Annotated in this window: 13 protein-coding genes, 1 tRNA gene and 1 pseudogene; 4 read left to right on the top strand and 11 right to left on the bottom strand. The window is 73.0% G+C overall.

All coding sequences use genetic code 11. The features are described 5' to 3' along the window. Positions 1-55: 55 nt before the first annotated feature. From ACH495_RS27065 to ACH495_RS27040, 6 genes are all read right to left on the bottom strand, one after another. Positions 56-901 carry an ACP S-malonyltransferase gene (locus ACH495_RS27065; protein WP_396860518.1) on the bottom strand — a complete coding sequence of 282 codons (846 nt, stop codon included), beginning with the start codon at positions 899-901 and terminating at the stop codon, positions 56-58. Between the two features lie 7 nt (positions 902-908). After that, a complete protein-coding gene (locus ACH495_RS27060; protein ID WP_396860517.1) occupies positions 909-1,634 on the bottom strand; it encodes an enoyl-CoA hydratase-related protein in 726 nt (241 codons plus the stop codon). Continuing rightward, complete coding sequence (locus ACH495_RS27055; RefSeq protein ID WP_396860516.1) at positions 1,631-2,404, bottom strand: thioesterase II family protein; 774 nt, start codon at positions 2,402-2,404, stop codon at positions 1,631-1,633. Before ACH495_RS27055 ends, ACH495_RS27060 begins: the two co-directional genes overlap by 4 nt. Further along, a complete protein-coding gene (locus tag ACH495_RS27050) occupies positions 2,401-9,087 on the bottom strand; it encodes an amino acid adenylation domain-containing protein (RefSeq protein WP_396860515.1) in 6,687 nt (2,228 codons plus the stop codon). Before ACH495_RS27050 ends, ACH495_RS27055 begins: the two co-directional genes overlap by 4 nt. Positions 9,088-9,195: 108 nt before the next feature. Further along, positions 9,196-9,909 carry a 3-oxoacyl-ACP reductase FabG gene (gene fabG, locus ACH495_RS27045; protein ID WP_396860514.1) on the bottom strand — a complete coding sequence of 238 codons (714 nt, stop codon included), beginning with the start codon at positions 9,907-9,909 and terminating at the stop codon, positions 9,196-9,198. After that, positions 9,906-10,343, bottom strand: coding sequence for a group II truncated hemoglobin (locus ACH495_RS27040; RefSeq protein WP_396860513.1), 438 nt, complete (start codon positions 10,341-10,343; stop codon positions 9,906-9,908). The genes fabG and ACH495_RS27040 overlap by 4 nt, the downstream gene beginning before the upstream one ends. A 79-nt stretch (positions 10,344-10,422) precedes the next feature. Between ACH495_RS27040 and ACH495_RS27035 the strand changes: the two genes are divergently transcribed. From ACH495_RS27035 to ACH495_RS27020, 4 genes are all read left to right on the top strand, one after another. Next, positions 10,423-11,052, top strand: a complete 630-nt coding sequence (locus tag ACH495_RS27035) for a DUF6157 family protein (RefSeq protein WP_396860512.1) — start codon at positions 10,423-10,425, stop codon at positions 11,050-11,052. A gap of 129 nt (positions 11,053-11,181) precedes the next feature. Beyond that, entirely contained in the window at positions 11,182-12,429 is a 1,248-nt protein-coding gene (locus ACH495_RS27030) for a cytochrome P450 (protein ID WP_396860511.1), read from the top strand. After that, positions 12,423-12,617: a ferredoxin gene (locus ACH495_RS27025; protein WP_396860627.1), complete on the top strand. Its 195-nt coding sequence runs from the start codon at positions 12,423-12,425 to the stop codon at positions 12,615-12,617. Before ACH495_RS27030 ends, ACH495_RS27025 begins: the two co-directional genes overlap by 7 nt. Positions 12,618-12,678: 61 nt before the next feature. Then, positions 12,679-13,509 carry a Crp/Fnr family transcriptional regulator gene (locus ACH495_RS27020; RefSeq protein ID WP_396860510.1) on the top strand — a complete coding sequence of 277 codons (831 nt, stop codon included), beginning with the start codon at positions 12,679-12,681 and terminating at the stop codon, positions 13,507-13,509. A 629-nt stretch (positions 13,510-14,138) separates the two neighbouring features. Here the strand turns inward: ACH495_RS27020 and ACH495_RS27015 are convergent. The 5 genes and pseudogenes from ACH495_RS27015 to scpB all read right to left on the bottom strand — a co-directional run. Next, positions 14,139-14,212: transfer RNA gene (locus ACH495_RS27015), tRNA-Pro, on the bottom strand. A 164-nt stretch (positions 14,213-14,376) separates the two neighbouring features. Continuing rightward, complete coding sequence (gene der / locus ACH495_RS27010) at positions 14,377-15,783, bottom strand: ribosome biogenesis GTPase Der (RefSeq protein WP_396860509.1); 1,407 nt, start codon at positions 15,781-15,783, stop codon at positions 14,377-14,379. After that, positions 15,780-16,460: a (d)CMP kinase gene (gene cmk, locus ACH495_RS27005; RefSeq protein ID WP_396860508.1), complete on the bottom strand. Its 681-nt coding sequence runs from the start codon at positions 16,458-16,460 to the stop codon at positions 15,780-15,782. Before cmk ends, der begins: the two co-directional genes overlap by 4 nt. A gap of 173 nt (positions 16,461-16,633) precedes the next feature. Beyond that, a complete protein-coding gene (locus ACH495_RS27000; RefSeq protein ID WP_396860507.1) occupies positions 16,634-17,404 on the bottom strand; it encodes a pseudouridine synthase in 771 nt (256 codons plus the stop codon). After that, positions 17,391-17,999 (bottom strand): annotated as a pseudogene (gene scpB, locus ACH495_RS26995) (SMC-Scp complex subunit ScpB); the annotation flags it as partial. The gene ACH495_RS27000 and the pseudogene scpB, both read right to left, overlap by 14 nt. Positions 18,000-18,222 lie beyond the last annotated feature (223 nt).

The following is an 18,222-nucleotide window of genomic DNA, read 5'->3' as shown; positions in this document are numbered from 1 at the left end:
CTCGTGGAAAGCACCCCGTCGGCCAGGCTAGGAATCCGGCCGGGGCGGTCGCTGCTCAGATGTGCGCAGCGGGGCGCGTCTCCCAGAGCCGGGTCAGCACGTGCCCCGGGCCGATCTCCCGGATCCGGTCGACCCCGAGCGTCCGCAGCCGGGCCATGGTCGCCGTCCAGGCCACCGGTGCGCTCAGGTTCGCGGCCAGCGTGGCGGCGACGGTGGTCGGGTCGGTGAGCACGTCGCCGTTGCTGATCACCGGAATGCGGGGCGGCGCGAACGACACGACCGCCAGGTCGCGGGCGAAGAGCGCCGAGGCGTACGCCAGATAGCGCGAATGCGCCGCGACGCTGACTGCCAGTGGTACGCACTTGGTGGCCCCGGCCGCCGTGAACCGGTCCCGCAGCAGCCGCAACGTGCCGTCCGGGCCGGACAGGACGAACTGCCGCTCGCCGTTGTGGTTGGCCACGTCCACGTCGATCGCCTTCTCGTCGGCCAGCACCTGGTGGACGGCGGCCTCGTCGAGCCCGACGACGGCCAGCATCCGGCCGCCCGGACACCGGGCCATCAGTTCGCCGCGACGGCGGACCAGGCGCAGTCCGTCGGCGAAGCCGAGGCTGCCGGCGGCGTACAGGGCCGCGTACTCGCCGAGGCTGTGCCCGGCCACGACGTCCGGCTGGGCACCCGCGTCGGTCGCCGCCCGGCAGGCGAGTGCGCAGATCGCGAACAGCACCGGCTGGAGGTACTCGGTCTCCCGCAGTCGCGGGTCGGATCCGCCGGCCAGGGTGGCCAGCGGCGCGTTCAGCACCTCGTCGGCCTGCCGCGTCAGGTCGGGATATCGCTCGACCAGACCCCGGCCCATGTCCTCGCGCTGCGAGCCCTGCCCGGGGAACAGCCACGCTGTCGTCATCGTCCTCTCATCCCTCCGCCGCGGCCGGCGTCGCGGACCTGGTGGCCCGGCCGAGGGTCACGCGCACCTGCGGGTCGGCCAGCCGGCGTTCCAGGGCGGCCGGGGCGGCGGCACGAACCCGCTCGTCGACCACGGACACCGTCTCGAAGTACTCCTTGAGGGCACGGACCATCGCGGGTCGCACGCCACCGAGCCGGACCGCGAGGCGGGCCAGCAGCCGGGCGGGGTCGTCGGCGACGGCGTCGACCAGCCCGGCGCGGTGGGCCTCGGCGGCCAGGACCGGCTGGGTGGACAGGGCCATCGCATACGCCTGCTGGAAGCCCACCCGGCGCACCAGGTACGGCACCACCATGTACGGCAGCAACCCCAGCCGCAGCTCGGGCAGGGCGAAGGTGCTGCGCGCGGTGGCGTACACGAAGTCGCTGGCCGCGGCGAGGCCGACGCCGCCGCCGGCCACCGTGCCGTCGACCAGGGCGACCACGACCACCGGCGAGCGGGCCACCCGGTCGAGCAGGTCCTGGAAGCGGCGCGCGTCGCCGTGACCGCCGGCCGCCCCGGGCAGGTCCATGCCGGTGCAGAAGGTGCCGGGCGATCCGGTCAGTCCCAGGATGCGCGGTCCCGGCCGCCGCTCCGCCTCGGTCAGCGTGTCGTGCAGCCGTTCGACGCCGTCCGGGTCGAGGGTGTAGCGACCGTCCGGGGTGGTCAGGCTCGCGACGAGCACGTCGGCGCTCATCGGTCGGCCGCCAGCTCACGCAGCCGGGTCAGCACGGCGTCCCGGACGTCGGCGCGGGCATCCTGCAGGTAGAAGTGATCGCCCTCGAACACCCGCAGCCGGCAGCGGCCGGTGGTCACCTCCGCCCAGCCCTGCATCTCGGCCGGCGTGACCTCCGGGTCGTCCAGGCCGGTGAGGGCCAGGATCGGGCAGTCCAGGGTCGGCGGGCGGGGCGGCCGGTACGTCTCGTTGACGGTGAAGTCCGCCCGCATGGCCGGAATGAACACCCGGAGCAGGGCCGGGTCGGCCAGCAGGGCGGGCGGCATCCCGCCGAGCAGGGCCACCTCCGCCACGAACGTGTCGTCGTCGAGCCGGTGCAGGTCCCCGCGCCGCGCCGGCAGGTGCGGCGGTCGCCGGCCGGACACGATCAGGCAGGCGGGCGGCCCTGCTTCGGTACCGGCCAGCGCCCGGGCCACCTCGTGCGCGACCAACGCGCCGAGGCTGTGTCCGAACAGCACGTAGCGGCCGTGGATCCGGGCCCGCAGCGCGGCCACCAGCGGCGGCAGCAGTGTGTCGAGGCTGGTGTGCGCCGGTTCACGGAGCCGTCCCTCGCGGCCGGGCAGCACCACCGGCAGGACGGTGGCGTGCCCGGCGAGGGCAGCGGCCCAGGGCCGGAAGAACGCGGCTCCACCACCGGCGTGCGGGAACGCGAACATCTGCGGCAGACCCCGGTCGGGCTCGACGGCGGTACGCGCGAACCACGAGTCGACGTCCAGTACCGGCGCGCTCATCGCGGGTCCCGCAGCAGGACGTGACCGATGCTGCCGTTGGCACCGACGGCGTTGACCAGCGTGCGCAGGCCCGCACCGGCTACCGGCTCGGCCGAGCGCACCAGGCGGACCGCGGCGTCGTCCCACCCGATCAGCGGGTTGGTCCGCTCGGCCACCAGGGTGGGCGCGAGAAGGCCGTACCGGCTCTGCAGCAGCGCCTTGCTGAGCTGGGCCAGCGCGGCCGCCGCCTCGGCGTGCCCGAGGTTGGGTTTCAGTGTGCCGATGGGCACCGGACCAGGACGGGATCCGCCGCCGAACACCTCGACGAGCGCGCCCACCTCGGCGGCGTCGGCCAGGCTGGCGCCGGCGGCCGCGCACTCCACGTACCCGACGTCCGCGGGACGCCAGCCCACGTCGTCCAGGGCCGCTCGGATGCTGTCGGTCAGCGCCTGCTGGCTGGGCGAGCCGAAGCGGGCGACCTGCCCGACGTGGCCGACACGGGTACCGGTCACCACGCCGAGCACCGGGTCACCCTGCTGCCGCGCGTCCGACAGGCGGCGGACCAGCAACGCGCCGACGCCTTCGCCGGGCGTCCAACCGACCGCCGTGGCGTCGAACGCGGCCGGCTCCGTACCGGTCGCGGTCAACCCCAGATCAGCGAGCAGAGCGAGATGGTACGGATGGGCCAGGATGTTCGCGGCGCACACCACCGCGACGTCGCACTCGCCCGCGGCCAGGCTCAGCCGGGCCAGATGCAGCGCGCTGACCGCCGACGAGCAGGACGTGTCCACGGCGACGGCGGGCCCGCGCAGGTCGAGGACGTGAGCGATCCGGTTGGCCAGGTCGGAGCCGAACGAGCTGTACTCGGCACCGGCCCCGCTGCGCCACCGGTCCAGGCCGGACTGCATGTGGTCGTGCCACATGACCGCCACGAAGACGCCGACCCGGGTACCTGTGGCCCGCAGGCCGTGGCCGGTGTACCCGGCGCTCTCCAGGGCACCGGTGACGACCGGCAGCAACGCCCGCAGCTGGGGATCCAGTCCGGCGGCCTCGCGCGGCGAGATGCGGTACGCCCGCGGGTCGAAGCCGTCGTCGTCGGTCAGCATCCCCACCGCGCCGACCGGCGCGACCGGGCCCGGATCCAGAGCGGCCCGTGCCCAGCGGGCCGCGAGGTCGGCGGCCGGCCGCAGCGCGCGTTGCCCGGACCGCAGCAACCGCCACAGCGCGGAGGTCCCGGTGGCGCCGGCGAACCGGCCGGCCATTCCGATCACCGCCAGCTCCCCGGTACGCGTGGTGTCCGCCGAGGCCGACCGCAGGGCCGGCACCGGCGCCGGCGGCTCGGTTCCGGCGTCCCCCGCCCGCCCACCGATGAACGCCTGCAGGAACGGCTGGTCATCGTCGAGCCCGAGCTGCTCGCGGATAGCGTCGAACGACATCAGGCCCACCGGGCACAGGCCGATGCCGTGGTCGACCTGCCCGGCGAGCAGCACCTGGCCGAGGTAGCCGGCCTCCAGTGCGAGATAACGGTCGCTCTCGGCGCCATACAGCGGGGCGATCGCCCGGCGCTGCCCGATCAGGAAGATCTCGAAGCCGGCCGTGTCGTACACCGTCCGGTTGTAGAAGACGTGGGCGTTGCGGTCGACGTCCGTCCCGACGGCGATCTGCTGCAACGCGTGCCGCTCCGGCCGGTAGTAGTACAGGCCCGGTTCCACCCCGACCACGCCGCCGGGCCGGACGTGCAGGTAGACCTGCACCGCGTACGTCTCCCCGGCGGACGGGTACGCACGGCGCGGCCGGCCGTCGACCTCGTGGATCCGCAGCAGCCCGAGCAGCCCGGCGAGCGACTCGGCAGGCACACCGGCGGCCAGGTCACGGCGGCTGGCCCGCCGGCGCAGGTACCGTTCGTCGACGCCGGCCGCGGGCAGTTCCCGCAGCGGCTCGGCCGGGTCGACCGGCCGCAGCTCGCGATGCTCCTGCTTGAAGGCGTCCCGGTCGTCGGCGGCGAAGAGCAGGTCGGTGGCGGCCCGGCGCGGCTGGTCCTGGCCGGTGCTCCCCCCAGCCGGCGGGGGGACGGCCGGCGGAGGGCTGTCGCCGGCCCGGTCGTCGCCGCCGCGGCCGGGCGGGCCGACGCGGGCCGCGACGCCGCGGACGGTGGGCTCGTCCAGCAGCGCGGCGACCGGCATCGTCACCCCGTACCGTTCGGCGAGCAGGTTGGACAGTTGAACCATGGTGAACGAGGTGGCGCCCAGGTCCCACAGGTCGTCGTCCGGCGCCACCGGCTGGCCGAGCAGGTCGGCGACGAGGTCAGCCAGCTCGTCCACGCCGAAGGGCGCTGCGGCCCCGGCCGGCCCGGGCGACGCCGGCTCCACAACCGGCTCAGCCCGCGACGCCGGCTCCACGACCGGCCCGGGCGGCGCTGCCGGGAGCGGCCAGGGCAGTGCGTCGCGGTCCAGCTTGCCGTTCGCGGTGGCCGGGAAGAACGGCACCGCCGCCACGTGGTTCGGCAGCATGTAGTCGGGCAGCGTGCGGGCCGCCCAGGCGCGCAGCTCGCGCACGGTCGGCGGGGCGGCCGGATCGGCCGCGACGACGTACGCGACGAGCCGCTGGTCACCGTCGTCGGTCCGCCGGACCAGCACCACGACGTCGTCCACCGCCGGATGCCGGCGCAGATGGTGCTCGATCTCGTCCAGCTCCACCCGGTGCCCGCGGAGCTTGACCTGGTGGTCCGTCCGGCCCCGGAAGCAGATCGTGCCGTCCGGGAAGAACAGGGCCCGGTCGCCGGTGCGGTACATCCGCGCGTCGTCGAACGGCACGAACGGGTCGGGCACGAACCGCTCCGCAGTCAGCTCCGGTTGGTTGAGGTAGCCCACGCTGAGGCACTCGCCGCCGATGAACAGGTCACCCTCGACGCCGACCGGGCACGGCTCGCCCGACTCGTCGAGGATGTAGTACCGGGCGTTGTCGATCGGCCGTCCGTAGGGGATGCTGCGCCACTGCGGGTCGATCCGGTCGACGGGGAACCAGTTGGACCACACCGTCGCTTCCGTGGCCCCGCCCAGGCTGACCAGCCGGGCTCGGGTGAAGGTCGCCCGGACGACGTCGGGCAGGGTGAGAGGTGTGTAGTCGCCGCTGAGGAACACCAGCCGCAACCGGTCGGTGCCCACCGCGCCGATGTGCCGCGGCAGCAGCGGCGCCAGCTGGGCCAGCGTGGTCGGCGCGGAGTTCCAGAAGGTGATCGGTTCCCGCAGGAGGATCGCCAGCAGTTCGGTGGGGTCGCGCTGCTGCGCGGCGTCGGCCACGTAGAGACCGGCGCCATGACCGAGCAGCCCGAGGATGTCGAAGACGGACAGGTCGAAGCCGAGCGACGTGACACACAGGCCGACGTCGTCCGGGCCGAAGTGGAAGGTGCGCGCGCACCACTGCAGCAGGTTCCACAACGGCCGGTGGGTGACGACCACGCCCTTGGGTGTGCCGGTGCTGCCGGAGGTGTAGATGACGTAAGCGATGGAGTCGGCGGTGACTCCCTCCGGCAGTGGCACCGGGGTGTCCGGGACGTCGTCGCCGAGCGCGCTGAGGTCCACCACCGGGCAGTCCGGCGGTGCCTCCCAGCCGGCACGGCCGGCGTCCACCAGCACGGCGGCGGCGCGGGCGTCGGCGAGCATGAGACGGGCGCGCTCCTGCGGCAGGGACGCCTCGATCGGTAGGTACGCGGCGCCCGCCTTGAGGACGCCGAACACCGCGGCGATCATGTCCGGACCGCGCCGGGTGGAGATGGCCACGATGTCCCCGGCGCCGATCCCGGCCGCTTGCAGCCGGTTGCCGATCCGGTTGGCACGGGCGTCCAGCTCGGCGTACGTCATGGTCCCCGACCGCCAGCGGATCGCGACAGCGTCCGGCCGGGCCCGCGCCGCCCGCTCGAACAGCACGTGCACCGGCCCGTCGGCCACGTAGTCGCGGGCGGTGGCGTTCCAGACGTGCAGGATCCGGTGCCTCTCGGCGGCGTTCAGCCGGGACGGCTCCGGCACGCCGGGCATGTCCAGGACCCGGCGGACGGCCGCCTCGAACCGGGCGAACGCCGTCTCCAGCGCGGCCGGGTCGACGTCATCGGCAGCCACGTCCCAGGCCAGCTGCAGGGTGTCGCCGGCGACCACCCCGACGCAGTCGACGGCTACGTCGGGGGTGCTGGTCAGCCAGCCGTCCCGCTCCGACCGGCCGGCGGGCGCCGTGAGCAGCGAGGTGTAGACCAGCACAGGTGCACGCAGCCGGTGGTCACGGCGGGCCGCCATACGCAGCCCGGCCAGGGCGGACGTCCCGTCCACGCGCTCGTCGGCGGTCAGTGCCTCGCGCAGCTCACGACATCGGCGGCCGACGTCACCCAGGTCGACCGGCCCCGTGGTGACCCAGCTCAACGCGGTGTGCTCGGCGACCGTGCGGGGTGCCGCCGGGTTCCAGCGCACCACGGACACAGGCTCGCCGGCCGGAACGAGCGCGGTGAGCGCGTCCAGATAGAGTGCGAGCAGCACGTCGTCCGGGCGCAGCCCTCGCTCGGCCAGGTGGTGTACGCGGCGGGTCCAGCCGGGCAGGGTCAGCTCGCGACGCAGCCGGGGTCCGTCGACAGCATGGGTCAGCGACGTCGCTCGCAACACCGCGGCCCGTTCGATCCAGTGCTGCGGATCGGCCGCCGGGTCGGCTTCACCGCGAGGCTCGGGGAGCGGCTCCGGTCGCTGCCCCCCGTATTCGGCCAGCAGCTCGCCGGCCAGGCGCATGATGCCGCGAGCGTCGGCGTGCATCAGGTCGACGGCGATCGTGACGGCCGGGCCGTCCGGGCCGGAGCCGACCGCGATCTCTGCGCCCGGCCACGTCTCGGCGGGGAACGGGCGGCGGCACAGGTCGGCTCGGACCTGCTCGGGTTCTGCCTCCAGCACCGGTATCGTCCAGCCGCGGGGGGCGGCGGTACAGGCACGCGGGATGCCGTCCGTGCCGGCCCGGGTGCGCAACGCCGGATGCCGGGCGATCAGCCGCAGCCACGCCGAGGTGAGCCGGTCGACGTCCAGCCCGGGCACGGTGCTGGTCATCGCGATCTGACAGGCCTCTGCCGGGCGGTGCTGCCGGCTGACCCAGTACGCCTCCTGCAGCGCGTTGAGCCGCCCGGCGCTGTCCTCCCCGTCCGTCTGCGCCGCCCAGGACTCCAGCAGGTTGAGGCAGCGGGCGAAGCGGAGCCGGGCGTCGTCGAGAGGAAGCCGTTCGGAGACGTCCCAGGACACCACCAGGCCGTCGCCGTCCGGACGTACCTGGTGCTCGAGGTCGACGCCGGAGGTGCTCGTGGCGCTGTGGCGTACGGCGCCGGCGAACCCGTCGCGGTACTGCGCCCGGGCGTCCAGCATGCTGGTGAAGACCACCGGCAGGGCACCGCCGTCGGCGCGGGGGCCGACGCGGCGCAGCACCTCGACGCCGGACGTCCCGGCGTGTTCCAGGTCCGACCAGAGCAGCCGGTCGACCTCACCGGCGTGGGTGGACGGTGCCGCCGCACCGCCCGGCGCCGCGAAGACCAGCGTGGAGGTGAACGGCCCGATGGTGTCGCCGACGTCGCGTACCCGGGGTCGGTCGTTTGTGGTGACCACGATCGTCGCGGGTTCCCGCGCGCCGTCATCCAGGGTCCGCAACAGGGCGGTGAGCAGCAGCGCAGACTCGGACACCCGCCACCGGCCAGCCAGCCGGCGCAGCGCCTGCCAGGATTCCGGCCCGATCCGGCCGGTCAGCGAGGTCCGGCGCAGCGCGCGGCGGCCGGTGTCCCGGTACGGCAACCGGGGCGGCGCGGGCAGCTCGGCCAACCGCCGCTCCCAGTACGCCAGGTCCTCGTCGCGGATCCGGCGCCGGCCTTGGGCCAGGGTCGCGAACGCCTCGGTCACGGTGGCCCCGGTTGACGGCAACGCGGCGCCGGGATGCTGGTAGCAGCGGCCCCAGTGGTCGAGCAGGATGTCCACTGCGGTGGCGTCGGCGATGCCGGCGTCGATGACCAGGCACACCCGCGCCTCGCCGTGCCGGCGGCACCTCAGGACCCGCGCGGTCACGCGGGGGTAGGCGCCGATCGGGAACCGGGTCCCGGTCAGCTCGTCGCGGGCCTGGGCCACGTGCCGGTCGCGCTCGTCGTGCTCGACGTCGATCACGACGGGCGGTTCGGGCAGCCGCTCCTGGACGCTCTGCCGGCCGTCGGTGGTGACCCGGGCGCGCAGCATCGGGTGGTGTGCCATCACGGCGGTCCAGGCCTGGCGGAGCCGTTCCGCGTCCAGGTCGGGCACGTCGAACTCGCGGTAGAGCACACAGCCCACCGGGTCCGCGGTGGCCTGTTCGTCGGCGCCGACCAGGTAAGCCTGCTGCAAGGGGGTGAGTCCGGCCGGGATCTCGGTGCCGGCGGGTGCGGTGGGGGCCGAGACGGCCGGCTGTCCGCCGCCGTCGGCGACGAGCCGGGCGACCCGGTCGGCGAGTTCCTCGACGCCGGTGCACTCTCGGACCTCACGCAGCCCGAGCCGGACTCCGAAGGCCATCTCGAGTTCGGCGGTCAGCCGCACCGCGGCCATCGAGTCCAGGCCCAGTCCGGGTTGGTCACCGGCCGGCACGTCGCCGTCGGCGACGGCGGCCACCAGTTGTCGGACCTCGGCCTGCACGGCGTGGCGGGCATCGGTGCGGACGGCTTCGGTGCGCATGAGGCGGTCCTACCTTTCCTCGACCCTCGACGCGATCACGCTAGGGAGCGGGCCGGCCGCCACGCTGTGCAACTTTGCGCATCGGCGGGCCGGCCGGCGGTGCAGTCCTCAGTGGCCCATACCGAGGCCACCGTCGACCGGGATCACGCCACCGGTGATGTAGCCGGCGGCGTCCGAGGCCAGGAACGTCGCCACGCCGGCCACCTCGGTGGGGCTGGCGATCCGGGCCAGCGGAATACCGGCCAACACTTCCCGGCGACGTTCCGGTGTCATGGCCGCGGACATGTCCGTCTCGACGTATCCGGGCGCGATCACGTTCGCCGTGATCCCCCGAGGGCCGAACTCGCGGGCCAGCGAGCGGGCCAGACCCACCATGCCGGCCTTTGCGGCGGCGTAGTTCGCCTGGCCCCGCGAGCCGGACAGCGCGCCCACCGAGGAGATGAAGATCAATCGACCGTGGCGTCGGCGGGCCATCGAGCCGAGCGCGCGCCGGGCGACCCGAAACGCGCCGGTCAGGTTGACGTCGAGGATGCTCGTGAAGCAGTGATCGTCCATCCGGAGTGCGACCCGGTCGTCGGTGGCTCCGGCGTTGGCCACCACGACATCCACACCGCCGTACCGGGCCTCGATCTCGGTGAACATGGCGTCCACAGCCGCGGCGTCCCGCACGTCGCAGCGGAACTGCTCGTGCCGGGGTGAGCAACTGGGCGCGGGTTGGTTGCGGTACGTCGCACACACCGTGTCGCCCAGCTCCGCGAACGCCGCCACGATCGCCGCCCCGATCCCCCGGTTGCCGCCGGTGACCAGGACCGTGCGGTTCACCAGTCCCACCGCCCGAGGCTCGAGTGCACGGCGGCGAGCTGCTCGTCAGTCAGGTGAGAGGCCTTCAGCGAGAAGCCGGCGGCCCGGTCGACCCACGTTCGCCAGGCGGTCTGGAACCGCTCGTCGGTGGGTAGGCCGACCTCCTCCCCGGCCCGCAGCATCAGCTCGACGAAGCGGGTCCGCTGCTCCTCGGTGATACGCAGGCGGGCGTGCCGGTTCTTGATGTACTCGAAGCCGCCGAGTTCCTCGGTGAACAGTGGGGGACCGGAGAACACCTCGGTGAAGTACTTCGTGAGGTTCTCCGTGTGCCGCTGGCCGCTGTAGGCGAACAGCGGCGCCAGCAGCGGATCGTCCATGACCGCGTGGTGGAAGGCGGAGGCGAGCTTACGCAGGGTCTCTTCGCCTCCCACGTGCTCGAACATGGTCTCGGGCATGCCTGCTCCTCGCTTGGCATCGTCTGGCGCGCCTGCCGGGCCCCGGCGCGCGGATCCGGCCGGATGTCGCCGGAGCCTCATGGTGGCAGGAGCGCCGCCGCCCACCGTGCTCAATCGTGAGCAGCCGGCGAACATCACTCCGGAGATTCTCGCGGAGGCGGACAGCTCGATCGACTTGCAGCGACTCGGCGTCAGGGAGATACTGCGAACGGGTGCACCCGCTTCTCTTCGTTCGTCCGGAATTGGGTTGGTGCCTTTGCCCGGCACCACCCGGTATGGGGAAGGGATTCTCACGGTGGCAACGGCGCGTGACGGATACCGGAACACCTTCATCGCGGTCGCCGACGACTGCACGGCGGTGGCCGAGATACCACAGACCCGGGGTGGAAAACCAACGGTCGCGACGTCCCATTACGAGCTGATCTCCGAAAATCCGTACCGATACACCCAAGCGGACATCCTGGTCCTGACCGCACTGCGACAGCAGTCGCTGCCGCCCTCCGCGGACACGCCTGAGAAGCGCGACGAATTCTTCGCCAAGCCGCGTGCCTGCCTGCGTTCCTCGCCTCTCGGCAAGAAGTACGGCTGGGGAATTCATTTCGACGACAAAGGTCGAACTGCTGTCCACCCCGCCAATTCACCCCGTTACCGCGAACTGCTCGCCGACGACTCCGTGAAAACGGTGAAGGCGCTGCGTTCCCAGCGATGAACGGTTCTCCCGGGCACGGTCGCTGACCGCCGCCGGCCCACCCTGCCAGCACATCCGGACACGATGCGTGCCCCGGACACCGTTTGCCGTGCGCCCCAGGCGCACATCCGAGCCGACGGAGGAATCCGCATGCCGTCACACCCCGCCCATCCCCAGACCGACACCACCGCACCGCTGGACACGCCGGCGCCGGAGCTGGACTTCCCCCAGTTCGACCGCCCCGGCCCGTTCGATCCGCCGCAGGCCTTCACCGAGCTGCGCGGACGCTGCCCGGTAGCACCCGCCAAACTACCCAGCGGGCAGACCTCATGGCTGGTCACCAGCTTCGAAGGGGTCCGCACCGTGCTCAGCGACCCCCGCTTCAGCTCGGACATGTCACGACCGGGCTTTCCCAACCTGTACGCCAAACCCGTCGACCCCGTCCTCAAGGGCACGTTCATCCGGATGGACGGCGAGGACCACATGTTCTACCGCCGGATGCTGATCGGCGAATTCAGCGTCAAGCGGGTCGAAGCGATGCGGCCTGTCGTCACCCGAATCACCGACGAGGCCCTCGACCGACTCGCGGCGGCCGGCCCCGGCGCCGACGTCGTCGAGCACGTCGCACTCGTGGTGCCATCCCGGGTGATCTGCCACGTGCTGGGCGTGCCGCACAGCGACCACGGTTCGTTCGCCGATCTCCTGCAGACGCTCTTCGACGCGAGCAGCGACCGGGACCAGATCAACGCCGCCAAGCAGGGCCTGGTGTCCTACCTCGACGCCCTGGTGACCGACCGGGAACAGCACGACCGGGACGACCTGCTGGGCCGCCTGGTACGCGGCCACCTGGTCACCGGCGAGCTGACCCGCCAGGAGGTGCTCACCATCGCCTGGATGCTGCTGGCAGCCGGGCACGAGACCACCGCCCACATGATCGGCCTGGGCACCGCCGCACTGCTGCGACACCCCGACCAACTCGAGCTCCTTCGCCGCGAACCGCAGCTCATGCCCCGGGCCGTCGACGAACTACTGCGCTACCTGACCGTCATGCAGCTCGGCATGACCCGGGTGGCCGTGACGGACGCGGAGGTGGACGGCCGTACGGTGGCAGCGGGCGAGGGCGTCGTGGCCCTGCTCGCGCTCGCGAACCGGGACCCGGCCGTCTTCGAGCGCCCAGACGAGTTGGACATCCGCCGCGACGCACGCCGCCACCTGGCCTTCGGTTACGGCCCTCACCAGTGCCTCGGCCACACCCTGGCCCGACTGGAACTCGAGGTCGTCTTCGGCCGCCTGCTGGAACGCTTCCCCGCCCTGCGCCTGGCCGCTGGCGAGGCTGATCTGGAGCTGCGCCGTGAGGCCATCGTGTACGGGGTCTCGCGATTGGCGGTGGACTGGTGAAGGTGATCCTCGACCGCGACCTGTGCTGCGGCGCCGGCCAGTGTGTGCTGTCCGCGCCCGACGTCTTCGACCAGGACGAGAACGGCATCGCGCGGCTCCTCGTGGCGGAGCCGACACCCGAGCAGCACGACGACGTCCACGAAGCCGCCCTGGTCTGTCCCCGCCAGGCGATCGACCTCGCCGACTGACGACAAGGCGCGGCAGCACGCGCGCCTGCCCACCCCTCGAGCCAAGATCGGACGAGCACGCATGACCACGTCCTCCGTGTACGCGCAGTCAGCTCCCCTCACCTGGCGCCACTCCAAGCTCCTCCCCTCCCCACGAGCCAGGATCGGACAAGCCCGCAAGACGGCGCCCGCCGGGCACACGCAGGCAGCTCCGCTCACGCCGGGGCGCCCTGCCGAGCCCCTCGCGCCGGGGCGCCCCACCGAAGCCAACCTGCACCGGCGACTGGCCGAAGAACTCGCCACCCTGCCCGGCTCACGGCGGCTGGTCGCCCCCAAGGAGGCGGTCTACTCGGTGGGCGATCGGGACTCGTGTCTCTATCTGATCCGTTCCGGCCGGCTGAAAACGAGCGTCGTGATGCGGACCGGCAAGTCCTGCCTGCTCGACGTACACCGTGCCGGCGAACTGGTCGGCGAGGGCGTGCTGATCAGCGACCGCCGCGCCGAGACCGCGGTGGCCCTCACCGATTCGGTGCTACAGGTGATCACCCGCGACCAGCTGCGGGCCGCACTGAGCCGCCAGCAGGTGCAGGAGGCGTACGTCCTGTGGCTGACCGAGCGTCTGCAGCAGCGCCAGGAGACGATCGCCGCGTTGGTCACCTTCGACTGCCAGCAACGGCTGGCATACATGCTGTACCAGCTCAGCCGCAAACTCGGCATCCACCGCGGCGACGTCACCCTACTGGAGCACCGGCTGACCCAGGAGGAGTTCGCCGACATGGTGGGCACCACCCGGTCCCGGATCGGCGTCTTCCTCAAGAACTTCAAGAGCAAGGGCCTGGTCAGCGCCAGGCCCGGCGGCTTGCTGGCCGTGAACCAGCCGGCCCTGCGCAGCTACATCGAACAGTACCTCTGACTCCCCGCTCACCCATCCGCCCGGCCGGTGGTCAGGTGCGCGCGACATCGCCCTGGCGGGCCACCTCCAGCAGCAGGTCGTTGCCTTCGGGCGACCCCGAGGGTGACCCGGACGCCCTCGGATAAGGCGTGCACCAACCGCCCCGGGCCCGACAGGCCGCCGCGAACCCGGAGGTCCGGTCGCCCAGCGGCAACCAGAGGTGGTTCCCTCGCCCGTCGGCACCGCGACACCGGCGGCGCGCAGCGCGGCCGTCGCCCGGTACCGCTCGGCGACGACCGCCCGCCGTCGGGCGGCGCACTCCGGCTCGGCGGCCTGGGCGCGTTCGTGCGCGGTGAGGACCGCGGCGAGCTGCGTGCCGGCCGCGTCCAACGCCTCGTGGGTACGCGCGGACAGGATGATCACCTGGGCGGCGCGGGCCGACTGCGGCGGCGGGACGGGTCGGCGCCTCCTCCAGGGCGGCGTGGGCTTGGTGCCGCCCATGCCGGAAGGAACTGACCCCGGCCCGCGAGCAGGGACGGTACCGACCCAACTGCGCGGCAGCGAGGAGATAGTTGCTGGCCCAGGCATTCATGCCGAGCAATAAAAAAAGGGTTCCCGCAAGTCGCTGACCTGCGGAAACCCTCTTGCTGTCGGGACGGCCGGATTCGAACCGACGACCCCTTGACCCCCAGTCAAGTGCGCTACCAAACTGCGCCACGTCCCGATGCCCCCGCGCGACGTTCCCCGCGGCAGCCGGTACAGCTTAGCGCAAGATCTTCGCACCGTACGCACAGGGCCCTCCGCGACGCACGGACCTGCGCCACTCCCCCTAGAGCGTCCTAGGAAAGAAGCCGCCGGGGTGGCCCCGGCGGCTTCCGTCCCGGACGGTCAGCCGTGCGCCTTGCCGCGGCCGCCCGGGCCCAGCTTCTTGCGCGGGCGCACCGAGATGTCGATCGGGCTGCCCTCGAAGCCGAACTCCTCGCGCAGCTTGCGCTCCACGAACCGCTGGTAGCCGGCGTCCAGCGGGCCGGTGGTGAACAGCACGAAGCGCGGCGGCGCCACCCCGGCCTGGGTGGCGAACAGGATGCGCGGGGCCCGGCCGCCGCGCACCGGGTGCGGGGTGGCCTGGACCAGCGCGGTGAGCCACTGGTTGAGCTGCGCGGTGGGGATCCGGGTCTCCCAGCTCGCGAGCGCCTTACGCAGCGCCGGGGCGAGCTTGTCCACGGCCCGGCCGGTCTGCGCGGACAGGTTCAGCCGGATCGCCCACGGGATCCGGCGCAGCTCCCGGTCGATCTCCTTGTCCAGGTAGTAGCGGCGGTCCGCGTCGACCAGGTCCCACTTGTTGAACGCGATGACCAGGGCCCGGCCGGCCTCGACCACCATGGTGAGGATCCGCTGGTCCTGCTCACTGATCACCTCGCTGGAGTCCAGCAGCACCACCGCCACCTCGGCGGCCTCGATCGCCGCGGCGGTACGCAGGCTGGCGTAGTATTCCGTGCCGCTGGCCTTGCCGACCCGCTTGCGCAGGCCGGCGGTGTCCACGAGCTGCCAGGTCTCGCCGCCGATCTCGACCAGGCTGTCCACCGGGTCGACGGTGGTGCCGGCGACCGAGTCGACCACCGCCCGCTCCTCGCCGGAGAACCGGTTGAGCAGACTGGACTTGCCGACGTTGGGCCGGCCGACCAGGGCCACCCGGCGCGGTCCGCGCGGGCGGTTCTCCACGATCGGCGGCGCCTCGGGCAGCGCGGCCATGATGGCGTCGAGCAGGTCGCCGGAGCCGCGACCGTGCAGCGCCGACACCGGGTACGGCTCACCGAGGCCGAGCGACCACAGCGCGGTCGCCTCCATCTCGATGGTGGTGTTGTCGGCCTTGTTGCCCACCAGGATCACCGGCTTGGCGCTGCGGCGCAGCATCTTCACCGCGGCCTCGTCCACGTCGGTCGAGCCGACCATGGCGTCCACCACGAACAGCACCACGTCGGCGGTGGCCACGGCCGTCTCGGCCTGGGCGGCGATGGCCGCGGCCCGGTCCTTGGCGTCGGGCTCCCAGCCGCCGGTGTCGACCACGGTGAACGTCCGGCCGTTCCACTGGGCGTCGTACGGCACCCGGTCCCGGGTCACGCCGGGAATGTCCTCGACGACCGCCTGGCGGCGGCCGATGATGCGGTTGACCAGCGTGGACTTGCCCACGTTGGGGCGGCCGACCACGGCCACCACGGGCTGCGGGCCGGTCGGCTCGTCGGCCTCGACCTCCGGCTCACGCAGCTCCACCCAGCCGCCGAAGTCGTCGGTCATGCCACGCCCCGCTCGGTGAGAAGATCACGCAGGCGGGCGACTACCTCGTCGATGCCCAGCTCGGTGGTGTCCAGCACCACCGCGTCGGGGGCCTGCTGGAGCGGGTTGACGGTGCGGGTCGAGTCGAGCCGGTCCCGGCGGGCCAGGTCCGCGGCGGTCGCCGAGACGTCGGCGGCGTCCTCGGCGCTGCGCCGCTGGGCGCGCGCCACCTCGGAGGCGGTCAGGTAGACCTTCAGGTCGGCGTCGGGCGTCACCACGGAGCCGATGTCGCGACCCTCCACCACGATCCGGCCCGCCTCGGCGACCAGCCGCCGCTGCCGGTCCACCAGCAGCTCCCGGACCGCGCCGACGGCGGCCACCGCGGAGACCGCGCCGGTCACCTCCGGGCCGCGGATGTCGGCGGACACGTCGGTGCCGTCGACGGTCACCGCGTACCCCTGGGGGTCGGTGCCGATGCGCAGGTCTGCCTCGCGGGCGACCTTGGCCACCGACTCGGCGTCGGTCAGCTCGACGCCGGAGCGCAGGACCGCCCAGGTCAGCGCCCGGTACATGGCGCCGGTGTCGAGGTAGCGGGCGCCGAGGCCCACCGCCAGTCGCCGCGACACGGTGGACTTGCCCGAACCGGACGGCCCGTCCACAGCGACCACGCAGCGCCCGGCCGGTACGTTTTCCTCCACCGTTGTCCTCCTCAGCCCGTACCTCGCAGGTCGCCGCGGTCCGGCGCCGTTGAGCGGATGGTTCTCGTCGTCAATCATGCCCGCGCCGCGCGGGCGTCCCGTCGGGGGCGCGTGCGCGCCGGCCCGCGGACCGCGTCGAAGCCTACCGGTCGCCCTACCCCGATCGTCTCCGGTCAGTCACCCACGGCCTTGAACAGGGCGGCGACCTCCGCGTTGGTCAGCCGCCGCAGCCGCCCGGTGCGCAGGTCGCCCAGCTTGATCGGACCGATCGAGGTACGGATCAGCCGGGACACCGGATGTCCCACCTCGGCCATCAGGCGCCGGACGATGTGCTTGCGCCCCTCGTGCAGGGTCAGCTCCACCTGGGCGGTCTTGCCCAGCGTGTCGACCACCTTGAACCCGTCGACCTTCACCGGCCCGTCCTCCAGCTCGACGCCGCCGGTCAGCCGCTTGCCCAGGTTGCGCGGGATCGGCCCGGCCACCTCGGCGAGGTAGGTCTTGAGTACCTCGTACGACGGATGCATGAGCTTGTGGGCGAGGGTGCCGTCGTTGGTGAGCAGGAGCAGGCCCTCGCTGTCGGCGTCCAGCCGCCCGACGTGGTAGACCCGCTGCTCCAGCCGCGCGCCGATGAAGTCGGCGAGCTCGGTGCGGCCCTTCTCGTCAGCCATGGTGGTGACCACCCCGCGCGGCTTGTTCATCGCCACGTAGACCAGGCGGACGTCGACCTGGAGCCGCTCGCCGTCGACGTGAATGACGTCGTGGGTCGGGTCGGCCCGGTCGCCGAGCTGCGCGACCCTTCCGTTGACCGTGACCCGCCGCCGGAAGATCAGGTCCTCGCAGGCCCGCCGCGAACCCACCCCCGCGGCGGCGAGCACCTTCTGCAGGCGCTCGGCGCCCTCGTACACGGGGGCGTCGGGCTTCGGGGCACGGTCATCGCGTCGCATCGGCAAGCTCTTCTACGTCGTCGGGAAGGAACGGGGCCAGGGGCGGCAGGTCGTCCACCGAGTTGAGCCCCAGCTTCTCCAGGAACATGGTGGTGGTCCGGTAGAGGAACGCACCGCTGTCCGCCTCGGTGCCGCACTCCTCGACCAGGCCGCGACCCACCAGGGTACGGAGCACCCCGTCGCAGTTGACACCCCGGATGGCCGAGATGCGCGAACGGGTCACCGGCTGGCGGTAGGCGACCACGGCGAGCGTCTCCAGCGCGGCCTGGGTCAGCCGGACCGACTGCCCGTCCAACACGAACCGCTCGACGTAGGTGGCGTATTCCGGCCGGGTGTAGAGACGCCAGCCACCCGCGGCCCGGCGCAGCTCGAACCCGTGCCCGGCGGCGGTGTAGCCGGCGGCGATCTCGTCGAGCATCGCGCCGACCCGCTCGGGGGCCTGCTCCAGCACGTCGGCCAGGATCAGCTCGCTGACCGGTTGGTCGACCACCAGCAGGATCGCCTCGAGGGCGCCGCGCAGTTCCGCGTCGTCCAGCACCGGCGCGGGCGCCGGCTCGGGCGCCGCCCGCCGCCGCCCCCGTCTCGGGGGTACGCCCGCAGCGCCCCCCTCGCTCCCCGCCGGCTGCCCACCCGGCGTGCCCCCGTCGACCCCGCCGGCCAGCGCGTCCCCGTCAGACCGGGCGTCCCCACCGGACCGGGCGTCCCCACCGGACCGGGCGTCCCTGTCCGACCCGGCGTCACCACCGGATCGGGCATCGTCACCGGACATGCCGCCGCCGGTGTGGGCTTCGCCACCGGGCCGGGCGTCCCGGCCGGAC

The sequence above is a fragment of the Micromonospora sp. NPDC018662 genome, assembly GCF_044391475.1.
Lineage (GTDB): Bacteria > Actinomycetota > Actinomycetes > Mycobacteriales > Micromonosporaceae > Micromonospora.
This window is presented reverse-complemented; position numbering and strand designations above follow the sequence as displayed.

What these genes read in the sequence shown, in the direction of transcription:
- ACH495_RS27030 (WP_396860511.1), top strand. Translation starts at nt 11,182, where the DNA reads ATGCCGTCACACCCCGCCCATCCCCAGACCGACACCACCGCACCGCTG.
- ACH495_RS27060 (WP_396860517.1), bottom strand. Translation starts at nt 1,634, where the DNA reads ATGAGCGCCGACGTGCTCGTCGCGAGCCTGACCACCCCGGACGGTCGC.
- ACH495_RS27000 (WP_396860507.1), bottom strand. Translation starts at nt 17,404, where the DNA reads ATGCGACGCGATGACCGTGCCCCGAAGCCCGACGCCCCCGTGTACGAG.
- ACH495_RS27035 (WP_396860512.1), top strand. Translation starts at nt 10,423, where the DNA reads ATGGTGGCAGGAGCGCCGCCGCCCACCGTGCTCAATCGTGAGCAGCCG.
- der (WP_396860509.1), bottom strand. Translation starts at nt 15,783, where the DNA reads ATGACCGACGACTTCGGCGGCTGGGTGGAGCTGCGTGAGCCGGAGGTC.
- ACH495_RS27020 (WP_396860510.1), top strand. Translation starts at nt 12,679, where the DNA reads ATGACCACGTCCTCCGTGTACGCGCAGTCAGCTCCCCTCACCTGGCGC.
- ACH495_RS27065 (WP_396860518.1), bottom strand. Translation starts at nt 901, where the DNA reads ATGACGACAGCGTGGCTGTTCCCCGGGCAGGGCTCGCAGCGCGAGGAC.
- ACH495_RS27050 (WP_396860515.1), bottom strand. Translation starts at nt 9,087, where the DNA reads ATGCGCACCGAAGCCGTCCGCACCGATGCCCGCCACGCCGTGCAGGCC.
- ACH495_RS27055 (WP_396860516.1), bottom strand. Translation starts at nt 2,404, where the DNA reads ATGAGCGCGCCGGTACTGGACGTCGACTCGTGGTTCGCGCGTACCGCC.
- ACH495_RS27040 (WP_396860513.1), bottom strand. Translation starts at nt 10,343, where the DNA reads ATGCCCGAGACCATGTTCGAGCACGTGGGAGGCGAAGAGACCCTGCGT.